Annotated in this window: 20 protein-coding genes; 11 read left to right on the forward strand and 9 right to left on the reverse strand. The window is 67.5% G+C overall.

Annotated features, from left to right (window positions below; all coding sequences use genetic code 11):
- Positions 1-12: 12 nt before the first annotated feature.
- Together PSR88_RS33100 and PSR88_RS33105 are read right to left on the reverse strand one after the other, a co-directional pair.
- Positions 13-531: a pyridoxamine 5'-phosphate oxidase family protein gene (locus PSR88_RS33100; protein ID WP_011598378.1), complete on the reverse strand. Its 519-nt coding sequence runs from the start codon at positions 529-531 to the stop codon at positions 13-15.
- 38 nt (positions 532-569) lie between these two features.
- Positions 570-1,271, reverse strand: a complete 702-nt coding sequence (locus tag PSR88_RS33105; RefSeq protein WP_005240398.1) for an IclR family transcriptional regulator — start codon at positions 1,269-1,271, stop codon at positions 570-572.
- A 138-nt stretch (positions 1,272-1,409) separates the two neighbouring features.
- On the opposite strand from PSR88_RS33105, the gene leuC reads away from it, so the two are divergent.
- From leuC to PSR88_RS33120, 3 genes are all read left to right on the forward strand, one after another.
- A complete protein-coding gene (gene leuC / locus PSR88_RS33110; protein ID WP_009479685.1) occupies positions 1,410-2,831 on the forward strand; it encodes a 3-isopropylmalate dehydratase large subunit in 1,422 nt (473 codons plus the stop codon).
- A 27-nt stretch (positions 2,832-2,858) separates the two neighbouring features.
- Complete coding sequence (leuD, locus tag PSR88_RS33115) at positions 2,859-3,467, forward strand: 3-isopropylmalate dehydratase small subunit (RefSeq protein ID WP_005240402.1); 609 nt, start codon at positions 2,859-2,861, stop codon at positions 3,465-3,467.
- Positions 3,468-3,625: 158 nt separating this feature from the next.
- Positions 3,626-4,318 (forward strand): HU family DNA-binding protein, encoded by a 693-nt coding sequence (locus PSR88_RS33120; RefSeq protein WP_011598380.1) that lies wholly within the window; start codon positions 3,626-3,628, stop codon positions 4,316-4,318.
- Between the two features lie 103 nt (positions 4,319-4,421).
- Here PSR88_RS33120 and PSR88_RS33125 read toward each other — a convergent pair whose 3' ends face one another.
- From PSR88_RS33125 to cofC, 3 genes are all read right to left on the reverse strand, one after another.
- Positions 4,422-5,357 (reverse strand): NUDIX hydrolase, encoded by a 936-nt coding sequence (locus PSR88_RS33125; RefSeq protein WP_009479688.1) that lies wholly within the window; start codon positions 5,355-5,357, stop codon positions 4,422-4,424.
- Between the two features lie 34 nt (positions 5,358-5,391).
- Entirely contained in the window at positions 5,392-7,596 is a 2,205-nt protein-coding gene (locus PSR88_RS33130) for an RNA degradosome polyphosphate kinase (RefSeq protein WP_009479689.1), read from the reverse strand.
- Positions 7,597-7,664: 68 nt separating this feature from the next.
- On the reverse strand, positions 7,665-8,366 hold the full coding sequence (gene cofC, locus PSR88_RS33135; protein ID WP_411755681.1) for a 2-phospho-L-lactate guanylyltransferase: 702 nt from the start codon (positions 8,364-8,366) through the stop codon (positions 7,665-7,667).
- Positions 8,367-8,536: 170 nt separating this feature from the next.
- On the opposite strand from cofC, the gene PSR88_RS33140 reads away from it, so the two are divergent.
- The 3 genes from PSR88_RS33140 to PSR88_RS33150 all read left to right on the forward strand — a co-directional run bounded on the left by PSR88_RS33140 (position 8,537) and on the right by PSR88_RS33150 (position 11,863).
- Positions 8,537-9,535, forward strand: a complete 999-nt coding sequence (locus PSR88_RS33140) for an NAD(P)H-dependent glycerol-3-phosphate dehydrogenase (RefSeq protein WP_009479691.1) — start codon at positions 8,537-8,539, stop codon at positions 9,533-9,535.
- A gap of 4 nt (positions 9,536-9,539) precedes the next feature.
- Positions 9,540-10,664 carry a cystathionine gamma-lyase gene (locus PSR88_RS33145; RefSeq protein ID WP_016883100.1) on the forward strand — a complete coding sequence of 375 codons (1,125 nt, stop codon included), beginning with the start codon at positions 9,540-9,542 and terminating at the stop codon, positions 10,662-10,664.
- A gap of 92 nt (positions 10,665-10,756) precedes the next feature.
- Positions 10,757-11,863: a D-alanine--D-alanine ligase family protein gene (locus PSR88_RS33150; protein WP_009479693.1), complete on the forward strand. Its 1,107-nt coding sequence runs from the start codon at positions 10,757-10,759 to the stop codon at positions 11,861-11,863.
- A gap of 19 nt (positions 11,864-11,882) precedes the next feature.
- Here PSR88_RS33150 and PSR88_RS33155 read toward each other — a convergent pair whose 3' ends face one another.
- Positions 11,883-12,479, reverse strand: coding sequence for a DUF3515 domain-containing protein (locus PSR88_RS33155; protein ID WP_016883099.1), 597 nt, complete (start codon positions 12,477-12,479; stop codon positions 11,883-11,885).
- Between the two features lie 2 nt (positions 12,480-12,481).
- A complete protein-coding gene (locus PSR88_RS33160; protein ID WP_009479695.1) occupies positions 12,482-12,715 on the reverse strand; it encodes an Lrp/AsnC ligand binding domain-containing protein in 234 nt (77 codons plus the stop codon).
- Positions 12,716-12,962: 247 nt separating this feature from the next.
- On the opposite strand from PSR88_RS33160, the gene PSR88_RS33165 reads away from it, so the two are divergent.
- The 3 genes from PSR88_RS33165 to PSR88_RS33175 are packed head-to-tail and all read left to right on the forward strand — an operon-like array spanning position 12,963 to position 15,079.
- Complete coding sequence (locus PSR88_RS33165) at positions 12,963-13,874, forward strand: thiamine-phosphate kinase (RefSeq protein WP_016883098.1); 912 nt, start codon at positions 12,963-12,965, stop codon at positions 13,872-13,874.
- A 9-nt stretch (positions 13,875-13,883) separates the two neighbouring features.
- Positions 13,884-14,405, forward strand: a complete 522-nt coding sequence (locus PSR88_RS33170) for a gamma carbonic anhydrase family protein (protein ID WP_011598384.1) — start codon at positions 13,884-13,886, stop codon at positions 14,403-14,405.
- Positions 14,405-15,079 carry a uracil-DNA glycosylase gene (locus PSR88_RS33175; protein WP_011598385.1) on the forward strand — a complete coding sequence of 225 codons (675 nt, stop codon included), beginning with the start codon at positions 14,405-14,407 and terminating at the stop codon, positions 15,077-15,079. Before PSR88_RS33170 ends, PSR88_RS33175 begins: the two co-directional genes overlap by 1 nt.
- 45 nt (positions 15,080-15,124) lie before the next feature.
- Here PSR88_RS33175 and PSR88_RS33180 read toward each other — a convergent pair whose 3' ends face one another.
- The gene (locus PSR88_RS33180; RefSeq protein WP_009479699.1) at positions 15,125-15,913 is read right to left on the reverse strand and encodes an enoyl-CoA hydratase/isomerase family protein; all 789 of its coding nucleotides are present in this window, start codon (positions 15,911-15,913) and stop codon (positions 15,125-15,127) included.
- 147 nt (positions 15,914-16,060) lie between these two features.
- Positions 16,061-16,252 (reverse strand): 50S ribosomal protein L28, encoded by a 192-nt coding sequence (gene rpmB / locus PSR88_RS33185; RefSeq protein ID WP_005240429.1) that lies wholly within the window; start codon positions 16,250-16,252, stop codon positions 16,061-16,063.
- Between the two features lie 235 nt (positions 16,253-16,487).
- Between rpmB and PSR88_RS33190 the strand changes: the two genes are divergently transcribed.
- On the forward strand, positions 16,488-18,176 hold the full coding sequence (locus PSR88_RS33190) for a DAK2 domain-containing protein (protein WP_081437492.1): 1,689 nt from the start codon (positions 16,488-16,490) through the stop codon (positions 18,174-18,176).
- 8 nt (positions 18,177-18,184) lie between these two features.
- Positions 18,185-20,443 (forward strand): ATP-dependent DNA helicase RecG, encoded by a 2,259-nt coding sequence (gene recG / locus PSR88_RS33195; RefSeq protein WP_009479701.1) that lies wholly within the window; start codon positions 18,185-18,187, stop codon positions 20,441-20,443.
- Positions 20,444-20,553 lie beyond the last annotated feature (110 nt).

Genomic DNA, 20,553 nt, shown 5'->3' on the forward strand with positions numbered 1-20,553 from the left:
TTCTGCGCGGTGTCAGGCGCGGCGGTCGGCCGTCTCCAGGTACGCGGCCGTGGTCCCGCCCACCGGCATCGCGGGCAGGCCGAGCTTGGCGTGATCCCAGCTTCTGATGCGCTCGGGAACGATCCGCACGACAACCCGCTTGTGCAGCAGCTGATCGATGGCGGGACGCAGATCGTCGGTGTAGGGCCCGGTGTACCGTTCCCACACGCTGACGCCGACCGCGAACATCGCGTCCGGGTCCTCCACGATCTCCGCCCGGCCCTCGACGGAGATTCCGCGCAGGGTGTCGTACGTCTGGCCGTCCTCGATCAGGACGGTGACGCGGTCGTCACGGCGCAGGTTGACCGCCTTCTGCGATTTCGACTTCGTCTCGAACCAGATCTCGCCGTCGATCACGGCGTACCACATGGCGACCAGATGGGACCGGCCGTCCGCTGCCACCGTTGCGAGCGTGGCGATCCGGCTCCGATCCACGAATTCGGCGATCTCCGAATCCGTCATCGTGATCTGCGATCGTTGGTTCTTCCCCATCGGCTTCTCCTGTCGCGGTGAACGTCGGTCGTGGTCGATCAGAGCCTCTTGTGCAACGCCTCGGCGGCGGCGAGAAGGTCGGCCGCCCAACGGGCGCCCGGTCGCCTGCCCATTCTGTCGATGGGACCGGACACCGAAATTGCTGCGATGACAGCGCCGCCGGCATCCCGCACGGGTGCGGCGACACTGGCGACACCGGGTTCCCGCTCGGCGGCGCTCTGTGCCCAGCCGCGCCTGCGGACCTCGAGCAGCACGCGTTCGCCGAACGCCGCGTCGGGAAGAATCGCGCGCTGGGTCTGTGGGTCGGCCCAGGCGAGAAGGACCTTGGCGCCCGAGCCGGCGCTCATCGGCAGTCGTGCCCCGACGAGAACGGTGTCGCGGAGACCCGTGGGCGGCTCCATCGCCGCCACACAGATGCGCTGGGTGCCTTCCCGGCGGTACAACTGCACGCTCTCACCGGTGATCTCGCGCAGCCGCGGAAGGACGAGCGCCGCCGCCGAGACGAGCGGATCGTTAGCCGTTGCAGCGAGTTCGGCGAGGCCGGGACCGGGGCACCACAGCCCGTCGGAGTCGCGGGTCAAGAGGCGGTGGACCTCGAGCCCGACGGCCAGCCGGTGGGCGGTGGCGCGGGGGAGTCCGGTGCGCGAGCACAGTTCGGTGAGGCTGCAGGGCTTCTCGGCCACGGCATGCAGCACGCCCACCGCTTTGTCAAGGACTCCGATGCCGCTATGCTGTCTCATAGGTCGATACCACTTTCTCGCATACTGGGATCATAGCGCACCTTCGTCTCACGTCGAGTGCGTGTCCGGGAAGAGGGTAACGACATCAAGCGCACGGCGGACCGGCCCGAAGCCCGCGGTGCGAGAGGACACACAGAGGTGGAGAAGATGGCGGAGAAAGCACGCACCCTGGCAGAGAAGGTGTGGGACGACCACGTCGTGGTCCGGGGTGAGGGAGACAACCCCGACCTCATCTACATCGATCTGCATCTCGTTCACGAAGTGACGAGTCCGCAGGCATTCGACGGACTTCGGCTGGCGGGGCGCCCGCTGCGCCGGCCCGACCTGACGATTGCCACGGAGGACCACAACGTCCCCACCGTCGACATCGACAAGCCGATCGCCGACCCCGTCTCCAAGACTCAGGTGGACACGCTGCGGCGCAACTGTGAGGAATTCGGTGTCCGGCTGCACCCGATGGGAAACATCGACCAGGGCATCGTCCACGTCGTCGGACCCCAGCTGGGTCTCACCCAGCCCGGCATGACCGTGGTGTGCGGTGACAGCCACACGTCCACCCACGGCGCCTTCGGCGCGCTCGCGATGGGCATCGGCACCAGTGAGGTCGAACACGTCATGGCGACGCAGACGTTGTCGTTGCGTCCTTTCCGGACGATGGCGATCACCGTGGACGGCGAATTGCCCGACGGCGTGACGAGTAAAGATCTCATTTTGGCCGTCATCGCGAAGATCGGAACGGGCGGAGGCCAGGGCTACGTCCTGGAGTACCGCGGCGAAGCGATCCGGAAGATGTCGATGGAAGCGCGGATGACCGTCTGCAACATGTCCATCGAGGCGGGTGCGCGGGCAGGCATGATCGCCCCCGACGAGATCACCTACGAATTCATCAAGGGACGTCCCCACGCGCCGAAGGGCGCCGACTGGGACGCCGCGGTGGAGGCCTGGGAGCAGTTGAAGACCGACGAGGGTGCGGTTTTCGACAACGAGGTCCACATCGACGCGAGTTCCCTGACGCCGTTCGTGACCTGGGGCACCAACCCGGGGCAGGGGCTGCCGCTCGGCGAGGCCGTGCCGAATCCGGCCGAGATCGTGGACGAGAGCGAGCGTCACGCCGCGGAGAAGGCGTTGACCTACATGGGTCTCGAAGCCGGAACTCCGTTGCGTGAGGTGGCGATCGACACAGTTTTCGTGGGTTCGTGCACCAACGGTCGGATCGAGGATCTGCGGGCCGTGGCCGACGTGTTGCGTGGCCGCCACGTCGCCGACGGGGTCCGGATGCTGATCGTGCCGGGCTCGATGCGCGTTCGTGCGCAGGCCGAAAAGGAGGGTCTCGGCGAGATCTTCACCGCCGCGGGCGCCGAATGGCGGCAGGCGGGGTGCTCGATGTGCCTCGGGATGAACCCGGATCAGCTCGCGCCCGGCGAGCGTTCGGCCTCCACGTCCAACCGCAATTTCGAAGGCCGTCAAGGCAAGGGCGGCCGGACTCACCTGGTTTCGCCGCTGGTCGCCGCCGCGACCGCAGTCCGGGGAACACTGTCCGCGCCGACAGATCTGGCCTAGGACCCAAGGAATTTAGGAGATTTTTCGATGGAATCCTTTAGCACACACAAAGGTATCGGCGTTCCGCTGCGGCGATCCAACGTGGACACGGACCAGATCATTCCGGCGGTCTACCTGAAACGAGTGACCCGCACCGGTTTCGAGGACGGTCTGTTCGCCGCGTGGCGGAACGATCCGAACTTCGTTCTGAACGTCGCCCCGTACGACAAGGGCAGCGTTCTGGTGGCCGGGCCCGATTTCGGCACGGGCTCCTCCCGCGAGCACGCCGTGTGGGCGCTATCCGACTTCGGATTTCGGGTCGTGATCGCGTCTCGCTTCGCCGACATCTTCCGGGGGAACGCCGGCAAGGCCGGTCTGCTGGCCGCTCAGGTGGCCCAGTCGGACGTCGAACTGCTCTGGAAGTTGCTCGACGAGCAACCCGGTCTCGAATTGATTGTCGACCTCGAGAACAAGACTGTGACGGCCGGAACCACCGTGGTGCCCTTTGCGATTGATGACTACACGCGGTGGCGTCTGATCGAGGGTCTGGACGACATCGGATTGACATTACGGCAGGTAGAAGCCATTTCCGAGTTCGAAAAGTCAAGGCCTTCTTGGAAACCTGCGACTCTTCCGGAGCCCACTCCTGCCGACTGAAAGTTGGAATAGGAGCCCTGTCTGCCAGATAATAAGTTCCTGAGAATGGTGCCGCGTTGTATGAGAATTGGCGTGGCACATAGACTCCTGCGGTATTCAGGTTTACCGTAGTTCGTAGTCGGTCCGATGATGGACCATTAGTTCGCGGAGGAATTTCAATGAATAAGGCAGAGCTCATCGATGTTCTGACCGAGAAACTGGGCACGGACAGGCGCACGGCAACGGAAGCTGTCGAGCATGTCGTGGACACGATCGTCCGGGCAGTGCACCGCGGCGACAGCGTGACCATCACCGGTTTCGGCGTCTTCGAGCAGCGTCGTCGCGCAGCACGTGTCGCACGCAACCCGCGCACGGGTGAGACCGTCAAGGTCAAGCCGACGTCGGTGCCGGCGTTCCGTCCGGGCGCTCAGTTCAAGGCGGTTATCGCTGGCGGCCAGAAGCTTCCGGCCACCGGTCCGGCAGTCAAGCGCGGCGCAGCGGCGCCCGCCACCAAGGCTGCCGCCAAGAAGGCTGCTGCAAAGAAGACGGCTGCCAAGAAGACCGCAGCCAAGAAGGCGGCCCCGGCCAAGACCACGGCCGCGAAGAAGACCGCAGCCAAGAAGGCCCCGGCCAAGACCACGGCTGCGAAGAAGACCGTGGCGAAGAAGGTGGCTCCGGCCAAGACTGCAGCCAAGAAGACTGCAGCCAAGAAGGCTCCGGCCAAGACCACGGCTGCGAAGAAGACCGTGGCGAAGAAGGTGGCTCCGGCCAAGACTGCAGCCAAGAAGACTGCAGCCAAGAAGGCTCCGGCCAAGACCACGGCTGCCAAGAAGACCGCAGCAAAGAAGGCTCCCGCGAAGCGCGCCAAGTAATACAGCGCACACGGGACTGCCCGAACACTGACAGGCGCCGACCCTGGGGGTTGGCGCCTGTCAGTGTTCTCCTGGCCTCCCGGTGAACTCTGGCCGGTAGGGCTCAGTCCTTCCGAGTGGGAGGCAGCGGACTGTCGATGTGATCGGCGGCGATGAGTTTGCCGCCGGACAGCGAAAGCACCCAGGTGCTCGCCTTCCTGTTCCGCGCCGGGGGAAGTGTGATGCCGTCGTTCTCCGCCCACCAGTCGAGCAGATCGGGAATGACGCCTCCCTGACTGCAGATCACCTGAACTCCGCCGAGAGCGGCGATCTTACGGACCCTCGTGCGGGTGGCCACCGGGTCGGCGGTGTAACTCTCCTCGGACAGCAGCGGATCCAACCGGACGGTCGTGTCCAGCGCGCGCGCCAGCGGCTCGACCGTCTGTGTGCACCGCGTCCGGTCGGCGGACGTGATGACGGTGGCCCCGAACGCTTCGAGCTGCGGGACGAGCGCCTCGGCCTGGTGTAGGCCGTTCGTATCCAGGGGCCGGGTGGTGTCGTCGCCCTTGTACCGCTTCCGGCTTCCAGCCTTGGCGTGCCGGACCAGGAGCACGGTCGCGGTGTCGGGTGGCTGGGCCGTGAATCGGCGGAGCATCTTGCGATCCATGGGATACGACAGTTGATCGGCCACCTCGGATACGGGAAGCCACCGCATCTCGTCCACTTCGCTGTTGGAGACGAATTCACCGGCGCGGGCTTCTGCCGCCCAGTACTCGACTCGTTTCAATCGGCGGTGGCCCGGAATCGGATATGTCAACGCGCCCAGATGCCGGCCGAGGCGCCCGCGAATACCCGTCTCTTCTTCCACCTCACGCAGTGCGGCCACCACGGCGGTCTCTCCGGGGTCGAGCTTTCCCTTCGGGAATGACCAGTCCTCGTATTTGGGCCGGTGAATGAGCGCGATCTCGATCTCGTCGGGATTGCCGGGAGACTTTCGCCACAGCACTGCCCCAGCAGCGAAGATATTGGCTTTGACCGGTTTGCCGGGTGAACTGCTCACCGAGTTCCTTCCTTCTGCCGCGGACTCGCCGCGATCAGGATCCGGTGCCCATTCGTTTGCGCATCATGGCCTCCTGGTGGTCGCGAACCTCCTCGCCGCGGGCAGGCGACGGAACCCACCGGCCGTCGGACCCGAGCACCCAGCACCGCGTGACGGGATCGAGCGCGGAGTCGACGATCTCGCCTATCTGAGCAGTGAGTCGAGGATCTTTCACCTGCGCCATGACCTCGACGCGTCGGTCGAGGTTGCGGTGCATCATGTCTGCGCTGCCGATCCAGTATTCGTCGGCGCCGCGGAAATGGAACACCCGGGAATGCTCGAGGAATCGTCCGAGAATCGACCGGACGTGGATGTTCTCACTCAGGCCGGGAACTCCGGGTTTGAGGGCGCAGATGCCACGCACGACGATTTCGACGGGCACACCGGCCCGGGACGCGCGGTAGAGCGAGTCGATCACCTGCTCGTCGACCAAGGCGTTGGCCTTCAGCAGGATTCCGGCGTCCTCGCCCCGCAGTTTGTGCGCGATCTCACCGTCGATCCGCTCGATGATTCCCCGGCGCACACCGTACGGCGCGACGAGCAGGTTGCGATACTGCGTCTTCCGCGAGTAGCCAGTGAGGGAATTGAACAGGTCGGTGAGGTCCGCGCCGATCTCGGGTGCGGCGGTGAGGAGGCCGATGTCTTCGTACAGGCGGGCAGTCTTCGGGTTGTAGTTGCCGGTACCGATGTGGCAGTAACGCCGGATGGTGGACCCTTCGCGACGGACCACGAGACACGTCTTGCAGTGGGTCTTGAGCCCGACGAGTCCGTACACCACGTGCACACCCGCGTGTTCGAGTTTGCGGGCCCACTTGATGTTCGCCTGCTCGTCGAATCGCGCTTTGATCTCGACCAGTGCCACAACCTGTTTGCCCTCCTCGGCGGCGGTGATCAATGCATCGACGATGGGGGAGTCGCCCGAAGTGCGGTAGAGCGTCTGCTTGATCGCCAGAACCTGGGGGTCGGCCGCGGCCTGTTCGATGAAGCGCTGGACGCTCGTGGAGAACGAGTCGTACGGGTGGTGGACCAGGACGTCGCCGTCGCGGAGTGTGGAGAAGACGCTCTTGGGTGTTTCTCTCTCGCCGAACGCCGGATGCGTTGCCGGGACGAACGGTGCGTCCTTGAGGGCGGGCCGATCGACCGCGTACACCTGCCACAGGCACGACAGATCCAGCAATCCGGGTACCTGGATGACGTCGCCGGGATCGACGTCGAGTTCGCGCAGGAGAAGTTCGAGCATGTGCTCGGTCATGTCGTCCGCGACCTCGAGCCGCACCGGTGAACCGAAGCGGCGGCGGGCCAACTCACGCTCGAGGGCCTGCAGAAGATCCTCGTCGCGGTCTTCCTCGACCTCGAAATCGGCGTTGCGCGTGATCCGGAACGCGTGGTGCTCCACGATCTCCATGCCCGGGAACAGCATGTCGAGGTGAGCGGAGATCAGATCTTCCAGGGGCAGGAACGCGTCGATGGAGGAGGGCGTTTCGTCGCGGCGGACGCGGACGAACCGGCCCACGTTGTCCGGAACCTTGACCCTCGCAAAGTGTTCGCCACCGGTCACCGCATCCTTCACCGTCACCGCGAGGTTGAGACTCAGCCCGCTGATGTACGGGAACGGGTGGGCATGGTCGACGGCGAGCGGAGTGAGCACGGGGAAGATCTGGTCCTGGAAATGCACCGACAAGCGCTCGCGGTCGTCGTCGGTGAGATCGTCCCATCCGATGATGGAGATCCCTTCGGCGGCAAGCGCGGGACGAACGGAGTCGAGGAAGACCCGTGCGGCCTTCTCCGAGATCTCCTGGGTCCGGGTCGCGATCAGCGAGAGCTGCTCGCGCGGGGAGAGACCGTCGGCGGACCGCACGGACAGCCCGGTCTCGTCGCGGCGCTTGAGTCCGGCCACGCGGACCATGAAGAACTCGTCGAGATTGGACGCGAAGATGGCGAGGAACTTGGCGCGCTCGAGCAACGGCAGCGACGTGTCCTCGGCGAGGGCGAGGACACGGGCATTGAAATCGAGCCAACTGAGTTCGCGGTTCAGGTAACGATCTTCGGGGAGTCCGTCGGTCAGCGCGCTGGTGAGGGCACTCGTCGCAGCGGGTGGCGCCATCGGAACGTTCGTGGGATTGGCCGTGACGATGCTGTCGCGGGTTCCGTTCTTTCCGTCGACGTCGGTCTGCTGGTCGAGTGCTTCTCGGTTACTCACTCCACGATCATCCCTCGAGAATTCGGCCGCCGACAATCGATGGGGCAAATTCACACGGCGCGCGCGGCCTACTCGTTTCCGCAGCGCGAGGGGTCGGTGTGTTCGAGAGCGTCGAGGGCGGCACGCGTCGCAGGTCCGACGCCGAGAGCCTGCGCGGCATCGAGATCGTCGGCGGTGTCGACGTCGGTTCGCAGACCGGGCCAGTGCCCGTCGAGGGGCCGCGCCCCGGACTCGAGATGCCGCTTCGCGGATCCCGGTCCGAACCGGGGATCGAGCGGAATCTCCGGGTCGCAGGAGAACAGTGCGGCGGTTCCGGTGCCGTGATGATCGACGACGACCGACCTGCCACCGGTTCTCGCCGCGGCGAGTGCTTCACCGAATTCGCCTCCGCGCAGAGACGGAAGGTCGGCCTGCAGTGCGACGACGTCGACTCCGCGCTCGTTGCGGCGGACGTGCTCGGCCGCCGCCGACAGCGCCGCATTGAGGCTGTGCTCGGTGCCGCCCTCGTCCGGCCGATCCTCGGCGGAAACGGGTGCGGGGTCGGCGTAGACGTGCGCGCCGACACTGCGCGCGAGCCGCGCCACCGCGGGATCCGGCGTGACCACGGTGACACCGACGACCGTCGCGACGTCGCTGACGACGGCCAGGGTGTCGCGCAGCATCGACAGGACCAGTCCGGTGCGGTCCGCCGTGTCGAAGACACCCGACAGCCGCGTCTTGGCCGCGTGGAGTTCCTTCACCGCGACGAGAACGTGCGCGCGCGGCGCCACGGATCGGGTCGCTGTGCTCATGCGGATATCTTGCCAGCCCGCGCGGGGCGGTGCTCCGGACGCCCGGTCGCGGCTGAGCAGCGAACGAGTTCGGTAGCGGGGCGGCGCCCGACCTCGGCATCGGCAATACTGTGGGCGACGCATCGGGTAACGAACGACGAGGGGGCTGTGTGAGCAAGGCTGCGGTACTGGGAGCGGGTTCATGGGGGACTGCATTTGCGAAGGTCCTGGCCGATGCCGGGACCGATGTCACCATGTGGGCGCGACGCGCTGAGGTCGCCGAATCGATCGTGTCGCGGCACGAGAACGCGGACTACCTGCCGGGCATCGCCCTGCCTCCGTCGTTGACCGCCACCGACGACGCGCGGGCCGCACTCGACGGCGCCGACATCGTCGTCCTCGCGGTGCCGTCGCAGTCCCTGCGCGACAATCTGCAGGTCTGGAGTCCGATGATCCCCGAGGACGCCACCCTGCTGAGCCTCGCCAAGGGCATCGAAACCGGCACCCTCATGCGGATGAGTCAGGTGATCATCCAGGTCACCGGCGCAGACCCGGGGCGTGTCGCCGTGCTGTCCGGGCCCAATCTGGCCCGGGAGATCGCGATCGGTCAACCGGCGGCGACGGTCGTCGCGTGCACGGATTCGACGCGGGCACTGGAACTGCAGAAGGCCTCGGCCACCGGATACTTCCGTCCGTACACGAATTCGGACGTCATCGGGTGTGAGATCGGTGGCGCCTGCAAGAACGTCATTGCCCTCGCCTGCGGTATGGCATCGGGAATCGGTCTGGGAGAGAACACGATTGCGAGCATCATCACTCGTGGTCTCGCCGAGATCATCCGGCTGGGAGTGGCCCTCGGTGCGAAACCTGCCACCCTCGCGGGTCTCGCGGGAGTGGGCGATCTGGTTGCGACGTGCACGTCGCCCCTGTCGCGCAATCGGTCGTTCGGTGAACGCCTCGGTCAGGGTGGTTCGATCGAGAGTGCCCAGGCGGCTACTCACGGTCAGGTCGCCGAGGGTGTGAAATCGTGCTCGTCCGTGCGGGCTCTCGCGGCCAGTTACGACGTCGAGATGCCGCTGACCGATGCCGTGCACCGGGTGTGCCACGAGGGCGTCGTGGTGCAGGACGCGATCGGTCAGCTGCTCGGCCGTCGCACGAAGCCGGAGTGAGCTCGTGAGTGGTGATTCCACCCGCTGCGTCAAAGCCGTTGCCGCAGAAAATGTTCCCGGCTCGCCGATGCAGAGGGGGCCGGTTTTCGCGGCGCCGTATCAGCTGAGCGCGGACGAGGGAACCGAGTCCGACACCTACGCGCGTGCCTCCAATCCGGGCTGGCGCGACCTCGAATCGGCGCTGGCGACGCTCGAAGGCGCCGCGGGCGCGCTCGTCGTCGGCTCCGGGATGTCGGCGGTCACCGTCGTGCTGAGGAGTCTGCTCACCGCCGGCGACACCGTGGTCGTTCCGTCCGACGGCTACTACCAGGTGCGCGCGTACGCGCGGGAGCGCCTGGAGCCGATGGGCATCACCGTGCACGAACTGAGGACCGCCGACATGGCCGGCGAGGCGGCCGCCGCACTGCTGGCGTCCGCCGAGGGGACGACGGTGGTGGTGGCCGAGACTCCGGCCAACCCCTCCCTCGACGTGGTGGATCTACGCGCCGTGTCCGAGCAGTGCGCGAACGCGGGCGCCGTTCTCGTGGTGGACAACACGACCGCCACCCCGCTCGGCCAGCAACCGCTCGAACTCGGTGCCGACGTGGTAGTCGCTAGTGGCACAAAGGCTTTGAGCGGTCACAGTGATCTCCTCATGGGATACATCGCCGCGTCGGACGCCGACTTCCTGGCCGGGATGGAACGCGAGAGGGCCCTGTCCGGCACGGTGCTGGGGCCGTTCGAGACGTGGCTCGCCCACCGGAGTCTCGGGACGGCCGGTCTGCGTTTCGAGCGTCAGTGCGCCAACGCCCTTGCCGTGGCGGTCTTGCTCGAGTCACACCCGGTGGCCCACCGCGTCCGGTATCCGGGTCTGCCCGGAGATCCTGCGCACGCCGTCGCCGCCGGTCAGATGCGTCGATTCGGCGGGCTGGTGAGCTTCGAGGTGGACTCCGCCGAACAGTTCCACCGACTGGTGGCCGGAAGTGAACTCCTCGTGCCCGCGACGAGCTTCGGTGGCATCCACACCAGCGCCGACCGCCGGGCCCGGTGGGGAGACCCGGTACCCGACGGGTTCGTGCGGATCTCGTGCGGAATCGAGGACACCGAAGACCTCGTCGCCGATCTCGAGCAGGCCCTGTCCGCATTGTGAGTGCAGGGCTCGACGTGTCGTGAGGTCGGCGAAGGAAATATGAGGAGAGGTGGGTGCGGTGAGCGTGTCGCGGCGACGGTACGGTTTGTGTCGTGAGTAAACCGCGTACCCGGGTAGCCGTCATCTTCGGTGGCCGCAGCAACGAGCATTCCGTGTCCTGTGTGTCGGCCGGAAGCGTCCTGAGGAACCTCGACCCGGAACGGTACGAGGTGGTGCCGATCGGCATCACCACCGAGGGCTCGTGGGTCCTCGGCTCCACCGACCCCGAAACGCTGTCCATCCGCGGCCGGGCACTGCCCAGCGTCGATGCCGACGGGTCCGCACTGGCCCTCACCGCCGACCCGACACGGTCCGGCGACCTCGTCGCCCTCGACGACGGCGAAGCGGGCAAGATCCTGGCCTCGGTCGACGTCGTCTTTCCCGTCCTGCACGGCGCCTATGGCGAGGACGGCACGATCCAAGGCCTGCTCGAACTCGCAGGTGTCCCGTACGTCGGTCCCGGCGTACTCGCCAGCGCTGCCGGTATGGACAAGGAATTCACGAAGAAGCTGCTCGCCGCGGAAGGCCTGCCCATCGGGTTCCAGGTCGTCCTGCGACCGGGCACCGCCACACTGACCGACGAACAGAAGTCCCGCCTCCACCTCCCGGTGTTCGTGAAGCCGGCCCGTGGCGGATCGTCGATCGGTATCACCCGGGTGGCCGAGTGGGCCGCGCTCGACGACGCCATCGCCCACGCCCGCCTGCACGACCCCAAGGTGATCGTCGAATCGGGGATCATCGGCCGCGAGGTCGAGTGTGGAGTCCTCGAGTTCCCGGACGGCGACGTGCGGGCCAGCGTCATCGCCGAGATCCGGATGCCGGAAGGCGCTGGCGACGACGAGGCGTTCTACGACTTCGACAGCAAATACCTCGATGACGTGTGCGAGTTCGACGTGCCCGCGAAACTCGACGAATCGGTCAGCGACGAGATCCGCGAACTCGCGGTGCGCGCGTTCTCCGCGCTCGACTGCCAGGGTCTCGCGCGGGTCGACTTCTTCGTGACCGAGGACGGCCCGGTGATCAACGAGATCAACACGATGCCGGGATTCACGTCGATCTCGATGTACCCGCGCATGTGGGGCGCGGTGGGCGTCGACTACGGCACCCTCGTCTCGACCCTGGTCGACACCGCCCTCGCGCGCGGCATCGGTCTGCGCTAGAGAAACCGCGGTCCGGCGCTCAGGGATTCGCCACGGGCGCCGGATCGAGGGGCTTCTGCGGCAACGCCTGCGACACCGCGCCGGAAATGTCCTGAAGCGGCGTCGGTCCCACCCCGGTGGGAACCGTGAGTCCGATGTACACGCCGCGGTCGACGGCGAAATAGCTGCTCGCGTCGATTCCGGCGCTCGCACCCGAGATCTCGAACCACTGAACTCCGTCGATCACCTGCAGCGCCGAAGCCTGATCGAACTCCGCGGGACGGTCCAGACCGCAACGCAGGACGAGTGGTTCACCCTCGGCCGGCTGCCACGCCGCCGTCGCCTCGGGTGCGGGTTCGGTGAGCTCGGCGCGCGTGTAGTCGCCCAGCGCGTCGGGGAGGCCCGCCATCAGGGTGGCGCACTCCGCGGAGCCGGATGCGGGTGCGGGCACGGGGCCCAGCGACACGGGTTCCTTCGCCGGGTTCCGCCCGGCGAACACCGCCGCGACGACGCTGCCGATGACCAGGGCCACGGGAAGCGCCACGGCCGTCGCGATGAGTGCGGGATTCCGCCGCTCCGCGGGGACCGGGTCGGAGTTGCCGGCGGGTGTGTTCTGTTCGGGTTCGAGGTCGGACATGCTCAGTTCTTGTTCGCAGACTTTTCGGGGACGTCGCAGGTGAGGGTGCGGGTGATGCCGGAGACCTGACGGATCTCCTTGACGACGGGAGCGACCTCGTCAGCGGACACCCGCACGATGACGTCGTACGGCCCGACCACGTCCTCGGCGGTCCGGACTCCGGTGATCTTCGCGATCTCGGTCGCGATCGCCGCAGCCTTGCCGACTTCGGTCTGGATCAGGATGAACGCTTGCACTCTCGCTACGGCCCTTCCCTGCTCCGCGCCGCATCGATCTCGGTAGAGTCGCGGGTGCTTCGGCGCGCTGATCGGTCACGTGCCGAGAAGTCCCGGCAACAGCTAAAAGGTACCGCAGTCGCACATTCCGTCGACCGGACCCACAGCCGCTGCACGGGCCACCCGACACTGGAGGCACACCATCACACCGACGGATTCCCCGGACCCGACCCCGCCCCTCACCGTCGCCGACGTCGGCGAGTTCGCCGTGATCGGCCGAGCGGTGCAGGGCCGGGTGCAGCCCCCGTCCACTCTGATCGGCCCCGGCGACGACGCCGCCCTGGTCCGAGCGGACGACGGCAGGGTGGCGGTGTCCGCCGACATGCTGGTGCAGGACAGGCACTTTCGGCTCGACTGGTCGTCCCCACGCGATGTGGGCCGCAAGGCGGTGGCACAGAATGCGGCTGACGTCGCGGCGATGGGGGCGCGGCCCACGGCCTTCCTGGTCTCCCTCGGTCTCCCGCCGGACACGTCGATCGACGTGGCGGACGGCATCTCGGCGGCAATCGGGGAAAGCGCCGAGGAACTTGGGGCCGGCGTCGTGGGCGGTGATCTCGTGCAGGCCGGACAGGTCGTGATTTCCGTCACCGTCCTCGGTGATCTCGGTGGCAGAAGCCCGATCCGGCGGTCGGGCGCGCGGCCCGGCGACGTCGTCGCGGTGGCCGGCGAACTCGGCCGGTCGGCGGCCGGTCTCGCGCTGCTGCTCGGCGGGTCCTCGGATTTCCCGGACCTGCTCGCCGCGCATCGAGTCCCCACTCCGCCGTACTCCGCCGCCTGGGCCGCCGCGGACGGGGGCGCCCACGCGATGACCGACATCTCCGACGGGCTCCTCGCCGACCTCGGTCACATCTGTGACGCCTCCGGCGTCGGAATGTCCCTCACCCGATCCGACCTGGCCGTTTCACCCGAACTGGTGTCGGCAGCGAAGGTTCTCGGCGTCGACCACTGGGAATGGGTGCTCACCGGGGGAGAGGACCACGGTTTCGCCGCCACCTTCCCCGCCGCCGTCCCGCTCCCGGCGGGGTGGACCGCGATCGGCGCGGTGCACGACGGGTCCGGCATCTCGGTCGACGGCGAGACCTGGCCGGGGGCCGGCGGCTGGCAGAGTTTCTCGGTATAGGTTGCACGCATGGCTATCTACGCGCTCGGGGACCGCGAACCCGACATCCATCCGGACGCCTACGTCCATCCCGACGCCGTGGTGATCGGGAACGTGACCCTGGCGGCAGGCACCTCGGTGTGGCCGCAGGCCGTGCTCCGCGCCGACTACGGCACCATCACCGTCGGCGCCGACACGAACATCCAGGACGGCACCGTGATCCATTGCACGATGATCGATCCCACCGTCATCGGCACGGGGTGCGTCGTCGGTCACGCGGCGCACATCGAGGGATCCACGATCGGCGACCACTGCCTGATCGCCTCCGGTTCGGTCGTTCTCAACGGTTCGGTCATCGGCGCCGGTTCGGTCGTCGGTGCCGGCGCTGTCGTTCCGTTCAAATTCGAGGTTCCGCCGCGGAGCATGGCGCTCGGCGTCCCCGCGAAGATCCGGCAGGGCTACGAGGTTCCCGAGGGGCACCTCGAGATGAACGTAAAGATGTACGCCGCGAACGCGGCCTACTACCGCGACTCGCTGCGCAGGCTCGACTGATGGCGGCGCCGCTGGCGGACCTCGTCGAGGCCGGATGGGCAGACGCACTCGAACCGGTGTCCGGACGGATCGCGGAGATGGGTGAGTTCCTGCGCGCGGAAATCGCCGACGGGCGTGAGTACCTTCCCGCCGGAGAGAACGTCCTGAGGGCGTTCACCCACCCGTTCTCCGAGGTCAAGGTCCTGATCGTGGGTCAGGACCCGTACCCCACACCCGGTCACGCGGTCGGTCTCAGCTTCTCGGTGGCTCCGGACGTGCGCCCCGTCCCGCGCAGCCTCGGCAACATCTTCACCGAATACAGCAAGGACCTCGGCCACGAGACGCCCACCACCGGGGACCTCACCCCGTGGTCGCGTCAGGGAGTGCTTCTGCTGAACAGGGTTCTCACCGTGCAGCCCGGACTCCCGGCCTCACACCGGAAGAAGGGCTGGGAGGCGGTGACCGAGCAGGCCATTCGCGCTCTCGTGGCGCGCCCCGAACCCCTCGTCGCAATTCTGTGGGGCCGGGACGCATCCACGTTGAAACCGATGCTCGGCGACGTGCCGACGATCGAGTCGGCGCATCCCTCACCGCTGTCCGCGTCGCGCGGATTCTTCGGTTCGCGGCCGTTCAGCCGCGCGAACGAACTCCTCGACGGCCTGGGCGCCGAACCGGTGAACTGGCAGCTGCCGTAAACGGCGAATTTCCTTACTGCACAGACGAGAAGTCGGCACGCCGTTTCACTGCACAGACGAGAAATCGGCACGCCGTTTCTCGACGAAGGCGTCGACGCCCTCGCGTCCCACCGGGCTGTCGGCCGCGGTGGCGATCGACGCGGCCTCCGCGTCGAGTTGCTCGGCGAGCGTGCGATATCGGGAGGCGCGCACGAGCGTCTTGATCCCCGAGTAGGACGGCGTCGGGCCGGCCGCGAGGGTGCGGGCCAGCCGAAGCGCCTCGTCCTGGACGACGTCGTCGCCGACGAGGCGGCTGAGGATGCCCAGGCGGACGGCCTCGTCACCGCTGAGAACGGCATCGGTGATCAGAATCTCGCGCGCCCGGGCGTCGCCGACGATGCGCGGGAGGGTCCACGACATGCCGCCGTCCGGGGTGAAGCCGATGGAAGGGTAGGCCGGGCGCAGCTTGGTGCCCGGGCCGCCGATGGCGACGTCCGTCAGGCACACGAGGCTCATGCCGGCGCCCGCTGCCCACCCGTGAACACCGGCGATCACCGGAACGGTCACGGCGTCGAGCGCACGAACGAATTCGTGGAACACGCGCGCCACCTCGGCGACGTATTCGCTTCGCACCGGTGCGGACGCGAAGGCGTGGACGTTGCCGCCCGCGCAGAAGTTCGGGCCCTCCCCGACGAGAAGGACGCTGCCGATTCGGTCACCGACTGCTTCGAGTGCCCGGGCACCCTGCACCATGCCCTCGCCGTCCAGCGAGGTGCCGTTCTCCGCCGTCGCGATCGTGATGCGCAGGACGCCGTCTTCGAGCTGTACTTTGCTGAGTCCATCGAGTGAAGTCACCGTTGCACCTTACGTGGGCCCCCGCCGGGGCCCGACGTGCCCCGATGCGCTGCGACGACGCCGAATCGGACAGGTGTGGCGACATAAAAAACTGCGCCCCCGACACCGAAGTGTCGGGGGCGCAGTGACATCGCACGCAGCGTCGGGTCAGCCCCGAGCAACCTTTCCAGCCTTCAGGCAGGAGGTGCAGACGTTGACCTTCCGGGTGTTTCCGGGGGCAACCTCGGCACGAACAGTCTGAATGTTCGGGTTCCAGCGACGGTTGGTACGCCGGTGCGAGTGCGAGACCGACTTACCGAAGCCGGGCCCCTTGGCGCATACGTCGCAGACGGCAGCCATAGTCGCGAACTCCTTCAAGATAGTGAACTGTGAAATTTGCTGGCCTCGTGGAGACAGGACACAGCAAGCGCGCCCTGTACGAGGCAACCGTGCAAGAGTAGCCGCTCGAGTGCGGATTGGCCAAACCCGGTCCCGAAGCGCTCGGACCGCGGGCCCGATCATCGTCCCCCGACTAGTCTGACGGCACCTTCCCATTCCCTGGCCGGAGAGGATGACAGTGGCCCCTGAGCTCCCGATGGACGGGCGAGTCCTCGAATCGTGGGCGCGGACCGCCGTCGCGGGTCTGGAAAAGCGGTGCGAGGAGATCAACAGCCTCAACGTCTTTCCGATCCCGGACTCCGACACGGGCACCAATCTGCTGTTCACGATGCGTGCGGCGCTGGGTGCGATCGACGAGTTCGCGGGCAGCGGCACCAAGGACGTCCGGCAGGTGGCCATCGCCCTGGCTCGGGGCGCGGTCGCCGGCGCGCGCGGGAACTCCGGGGTGATCCTGTCCCAGGTGCTGCGAGGGATTGCGGAAGCAGCCGTTACCCCCGCCGTCGACACCAGGACCGTCCGGACCGGGCTGCTGATGGCCACCAACCTGGTGACGGACGCGGTGAGCTACCTGGTGGAGGGGACCATCGTCACCGTGCTGCGCTGCGCCGCCGACGCCGCGGCGGAGTATCCGGACGAGGCGCCGATCGCGGTCACGGCCCGCGCAGCCGCGGATGCGGCGGCGTCCGCGCTCACCAGGACGCCGTCGCAACTCGAGGTGCTCGGCACCGCAGGCGTCGTCGATGCGGGAGGACTCGGCCTCGTCGTGATCCTCGACGCTCTCGTCACAGCGGTGACGGGGGCACCGCCCGATCGCGCACCGATCGCGCTCCACGTTCCGCGCCGCACCCCGTCCAGGCATCGCGCAGAGCTCGTCCCCGTTTCCGCGCCGCCCGCGTCGCAGGGCCCGCACGCGCATCCGGGACCCGGACCCGACTGCGACGAGGGTTCGGATCAGGATTTCGAGGTGATGTACCTGGTCGCGGAGTCCGACGAGGACCGCATGGCGGAGTTGCGCACCACGCTGAACGCCCTCGGGGACTCGATCGTGATCGTCGGCGACGGCGGCGGAGGCTGGTCGGTGCACGTGCACTGCACGGACGCGGGCGCAGCCGTGGAGGCCGGCCTCTCGGCGGGACGCATCCACGGAATCCGGGTCAGCAGCTTCCTCGTGGATGCGCGGGACCAGGGGTTGCTCGTTCCACCGGTCCGGACCCGGCCGGATCAGGGGGAGCGGGGAATCGTCGCCGTCGTGGCCGGTGACGGTGCCGCCGAACTATTCGCTAGCGAGGGCGCGACAGTCCTCCGATGCGACGACGCCCCCGTCACCCGGGCCCAGCTCCTCGGCATCATCAGGCAGATGGGACGCACCGAGGTGCTCGTCCTCCCCAACGGCGCGCTGACGGCGCAGGAACTCGTCGCGGTCAGTGCCGCGGCGAGGGACGCCCGGCACGAGGTCCTGCTGCTCGCGACGTCCGCGATGGTGCAGGGACTCGCGTCCCTGGCGGTGCACGACCCCGAGCGTGAGGCGGTGGACGACGCCTTCGCGATGTCGGAGGCCGCCGCCGCCACCCGCTGGGGATCGCTGCGCATCGCCAGGGAACGGGCCCTCACCTATGTGGGCACGTGCGAACCGGGCGACGGCATCGGACTGATGGGTCACGAGGTGATCGTCATCGAACCGGACGCGGTCGCGGCCGGACGGCGACTCGTCGACCTCGTCCTCGGCGCGGGTGGCGAACTGGTGACGCTCCTGATGGGGTCGGAGGCGCCGGACGGGCTGGACACGGAACTGGCCGATCACATCTCGCAGCGGCACCCCGGCGTCGAGGTGATGATCTACCACGGTGGACAGCCTGGAGATCTGTTGCAACTCGGGGTGGAATGAGGAATTCGATGGCCACATTGTCCGACCGGCTCGATCATCTGCTGGGGAAGAAGACCGCCGACGCGCTCGAGGAGGCGTTCGACATCCGCACGGTCGAGGACCTGCTGCGGCACTACCCGCACCGGTACGCCTCGCAGGGCCGCGAGCTCGCGGAGAAGGACCCGCCGGAGGGCGAGCACATCACGATCATCGCCCGGGTCACGTCCGCGGCCGTCGTGAAGATGAAGAACCGGCCGGGCAGCATGCTCAAGGTGGTCCTGTCCACCGATACCCAGAACGTGGACGTCACCTTCTTCAGCCCGCAGAAGGTCAAGCACGTGATCAAGCCGGGTGTGCGCGCGATGTTCTCGGGAACGGTCAAGTACTTCCGCCAGAAGTGGAGCCTCACCCACCCGAGCTACCTCATCCTTCCCGAGCCGCGGGCCGGCAGCGAGGACCCCGTCGTGAATGTCGGCCGGATCCGCGGCGCCGGGGATCTCGCAGGAATCGCCCGGGCGTCGCAGGAAGCCGGTGCCGGGGTCGACATGTCCGTGTTCGACCGGGCGCTGATCCCGCTCTATCCGGCCACGCGGGACGTCGAGAGCTGGACGATCATGAAATGCGTCCGCCAGATCCTGGACCAGCTCGATCACGTCGACGACCCCCTGCCGGAGAACATCCGGGCCGAACGCGACCTGATCGGCCTCGACGACGCCCTCCGGTCGGTCCACCTGCCCGACACCCGCGAGGACGTGGAGAACGCCCACGACCGTCTGCGGTTCGACGAAGCGACGGCGCTGCAACTGGTTCTCGCCCGTCGCCGCCACGACAACGCCGAGCGAGTCGCGCCCGAGTGCCCGCCCGTGCCCGGCGGGATCGCCGACGTGTTCGAGAAGATGCTTCCATTCCAGCTCACCGACGGTCAGCACGCGGTCGCCGACGAGATCTCCGCCGACCTGGCGCGGCCGCACCCGATGAGCAGGCTCCTGCAGGGTGAGGTGGGTTCGGGTAAGACGATCGTGGCCCTGCGCGCAATGCTCCAGGTGGTCGACGCCGGCTACCAGTGCGCCCTGCTCGCCCCGACCGAGGTGCTCGCGACGCAGCACGCCCGGTCGCTGCGGGCGATGCTCGGCTCCCTCGCGACCGCCGGGGAACTCGGGGCGCACGAAAAGGCCACACGGGTGGCGCTGCTGACGGGGTCGATGCCGGTCGCCGCCAAACGCACGGCTCTGAACGAGGCGATCACCGGCGACGCCGGGATCGTCATCGGCACGCACGCCCTCATCCAGGACAACGTCGAGTTCTTCAACCTCGGGATGGTGGTGGTCGACGAGCAGCACCGGTTCGGTGTCGAGCAGCGCGACCGGCTGCGGTCGAGGGCGCGGGAGGGGCTGAGCCCGCACCTGCTGGTGATGACGGCGACGCCGATTCCCCGCACCATCGCGATGACGGTGCTCGGCGATCTCGAGGTGTCGACGCTGCGGCAGCTGCCGAAGGGCAGGTCGCCGATCAAGAGCAGTGTGGTACCCGCGTCCCAGAAGCCGCAGTGGGTCGCGCGCGCGTGGGAACGGATCCGCGAGGACGTGGCCGAGGGGAGGCAGGCCTACGTCGTGTGCTCGCGCATCGGCGACGGCGAGAAGGGTGACGGCGAGGACGCGTTCGACGAGAAGGCGCCCGAGACGAAGTCCGCCGTCGAGGTGTTCGAGGAGTTGAGTGGCAGCATCATGCCCGACCTGCGGGTGGGTCTGCTGCACGGCCGTCTTCCCGCGGACGAGAAGGACGCGGTGATGCGCGACTTCACGGCCGGCGACATCGACGTCCTGGTGTGCACCACGGTCGTCGAGGTCGGCGTCGACGTCCCGAACGCGACGATCATGGTGATCGTCGACGCGGACCGTTTCGGTGTGAGTCAGCTGCACCAGCTGCGCGGACGCGTCGGCCGTGGCAGACACCAGGGCCTGTGCATTCTCGTCACGGAGATGAATCCGGGCGGTCCCGCCTACGAGCGTCTGTCGAACGTGGCGTCGACCAACGACGGTTTCGAGCTCGCGCAACTCGACCTCGCCACCCGCCGCGAGGGCGACATTCTCGGCGCGGCGCAGTCGGGCACGACGTCCACGTTGCGGCTGTTGTCGTTGCTCGGCCACGAGGACGTCATCGCTGCGGCGTCCGAGTTCGCGCGTTCGGTGATCGCGGACGATCCGCGCCTCGACAACCATCCCGGGCTGTCCGCGATGGTGACCTCGGCGCTCGACGCGGACCGCATCGAGTATCTGGAGAAAACGTGAGAACTTACTTCGCTTCACGTAAATCTTCGCTCGTCTGTTTCGGGTCTGTTGCAGAATTCGCACACGTCAGGGGGGTCTTTGTGAAGTTTGTGGAGGATCCTGAAATGTGG

It is taken from the genome of Rhodococcus sp. DK176 (genome assembly GCF_038447315.2).
Taxonomy (GTDB): Bacteria; Actinomycetota; Actinomycetes; order Mycobacteriales; family Mycobacteriaceae; genus Rhodococcus_F; species Rhodococcus_F jostii_A.

Coding starts and splice junctions, on each gene's coding strand:
- rpmB (WP_005240429.1), bottom strand. CDS start 16,252: ATGGCTGCCGTCTGCGACGTATGCGCCAAGGGGCCCGGCTTCGGTAAG.
- PSR88_RS33155 (WP_016883099.1), bottom strand. CDS start 12,479: ATGTCCGACCTCGAACCCGAACAGAACACACCCGCCGGCAACTCCGAC.
- PSR88_RS33120 (WP_011598380.1), top strand. CDS start 3,626: ATGAATAAGGCAGAGCTCATCGATGTTCTGACCGAGAAACTGGGCACG.
- recG (WP_009479701.1), top strand. CDS start 18,185: ATGGCCACATTGTCCGACCGGCTCGATCATCTGCTGGGGAAGAAGACC.
- PSR88_RS33175 (WP_011598385.1), top strand. CDS start 14,405: ATGGCGGCGCCGCTGGCGGACCTCGTCGAGGCCGGATGGGCAGACGCA.
- leuD (WP_005240402.1), top strand. CDS start 2,859: ATGGAATCCTTTAGCACACACAAAGGTATCGGCGTTCCGCTGCGGCGA.
- PSR88_RS33190 (WP_081437492.1), top strand. CDS start 16,488: ATGGACGGGCGAGTCCTCGAATCGTGGGCGCGGACCGCCGTCGCGGGT.
- PSR88_RS33100 (WP_011598378.1), bottom strand. CDS start 531: ATGGGGAAGAACCAACGATCGCAGATCACGATGACGGATTCGGAGATC.
- PSR88_RS33170 (WP_011598384.1), top strand. CDS start 13,884: ATGGCTATCTACGCGCTCGGGGACCGCGAACCCGACATCCATCCGGAC.
- PSR88_RS33105 (WP_005240398.1), bottom strand. CDS start 1,271: ATGAGACAGCATAGCGGCATCGGAGTCCTTGACAAAGCGGTGGGCGTG.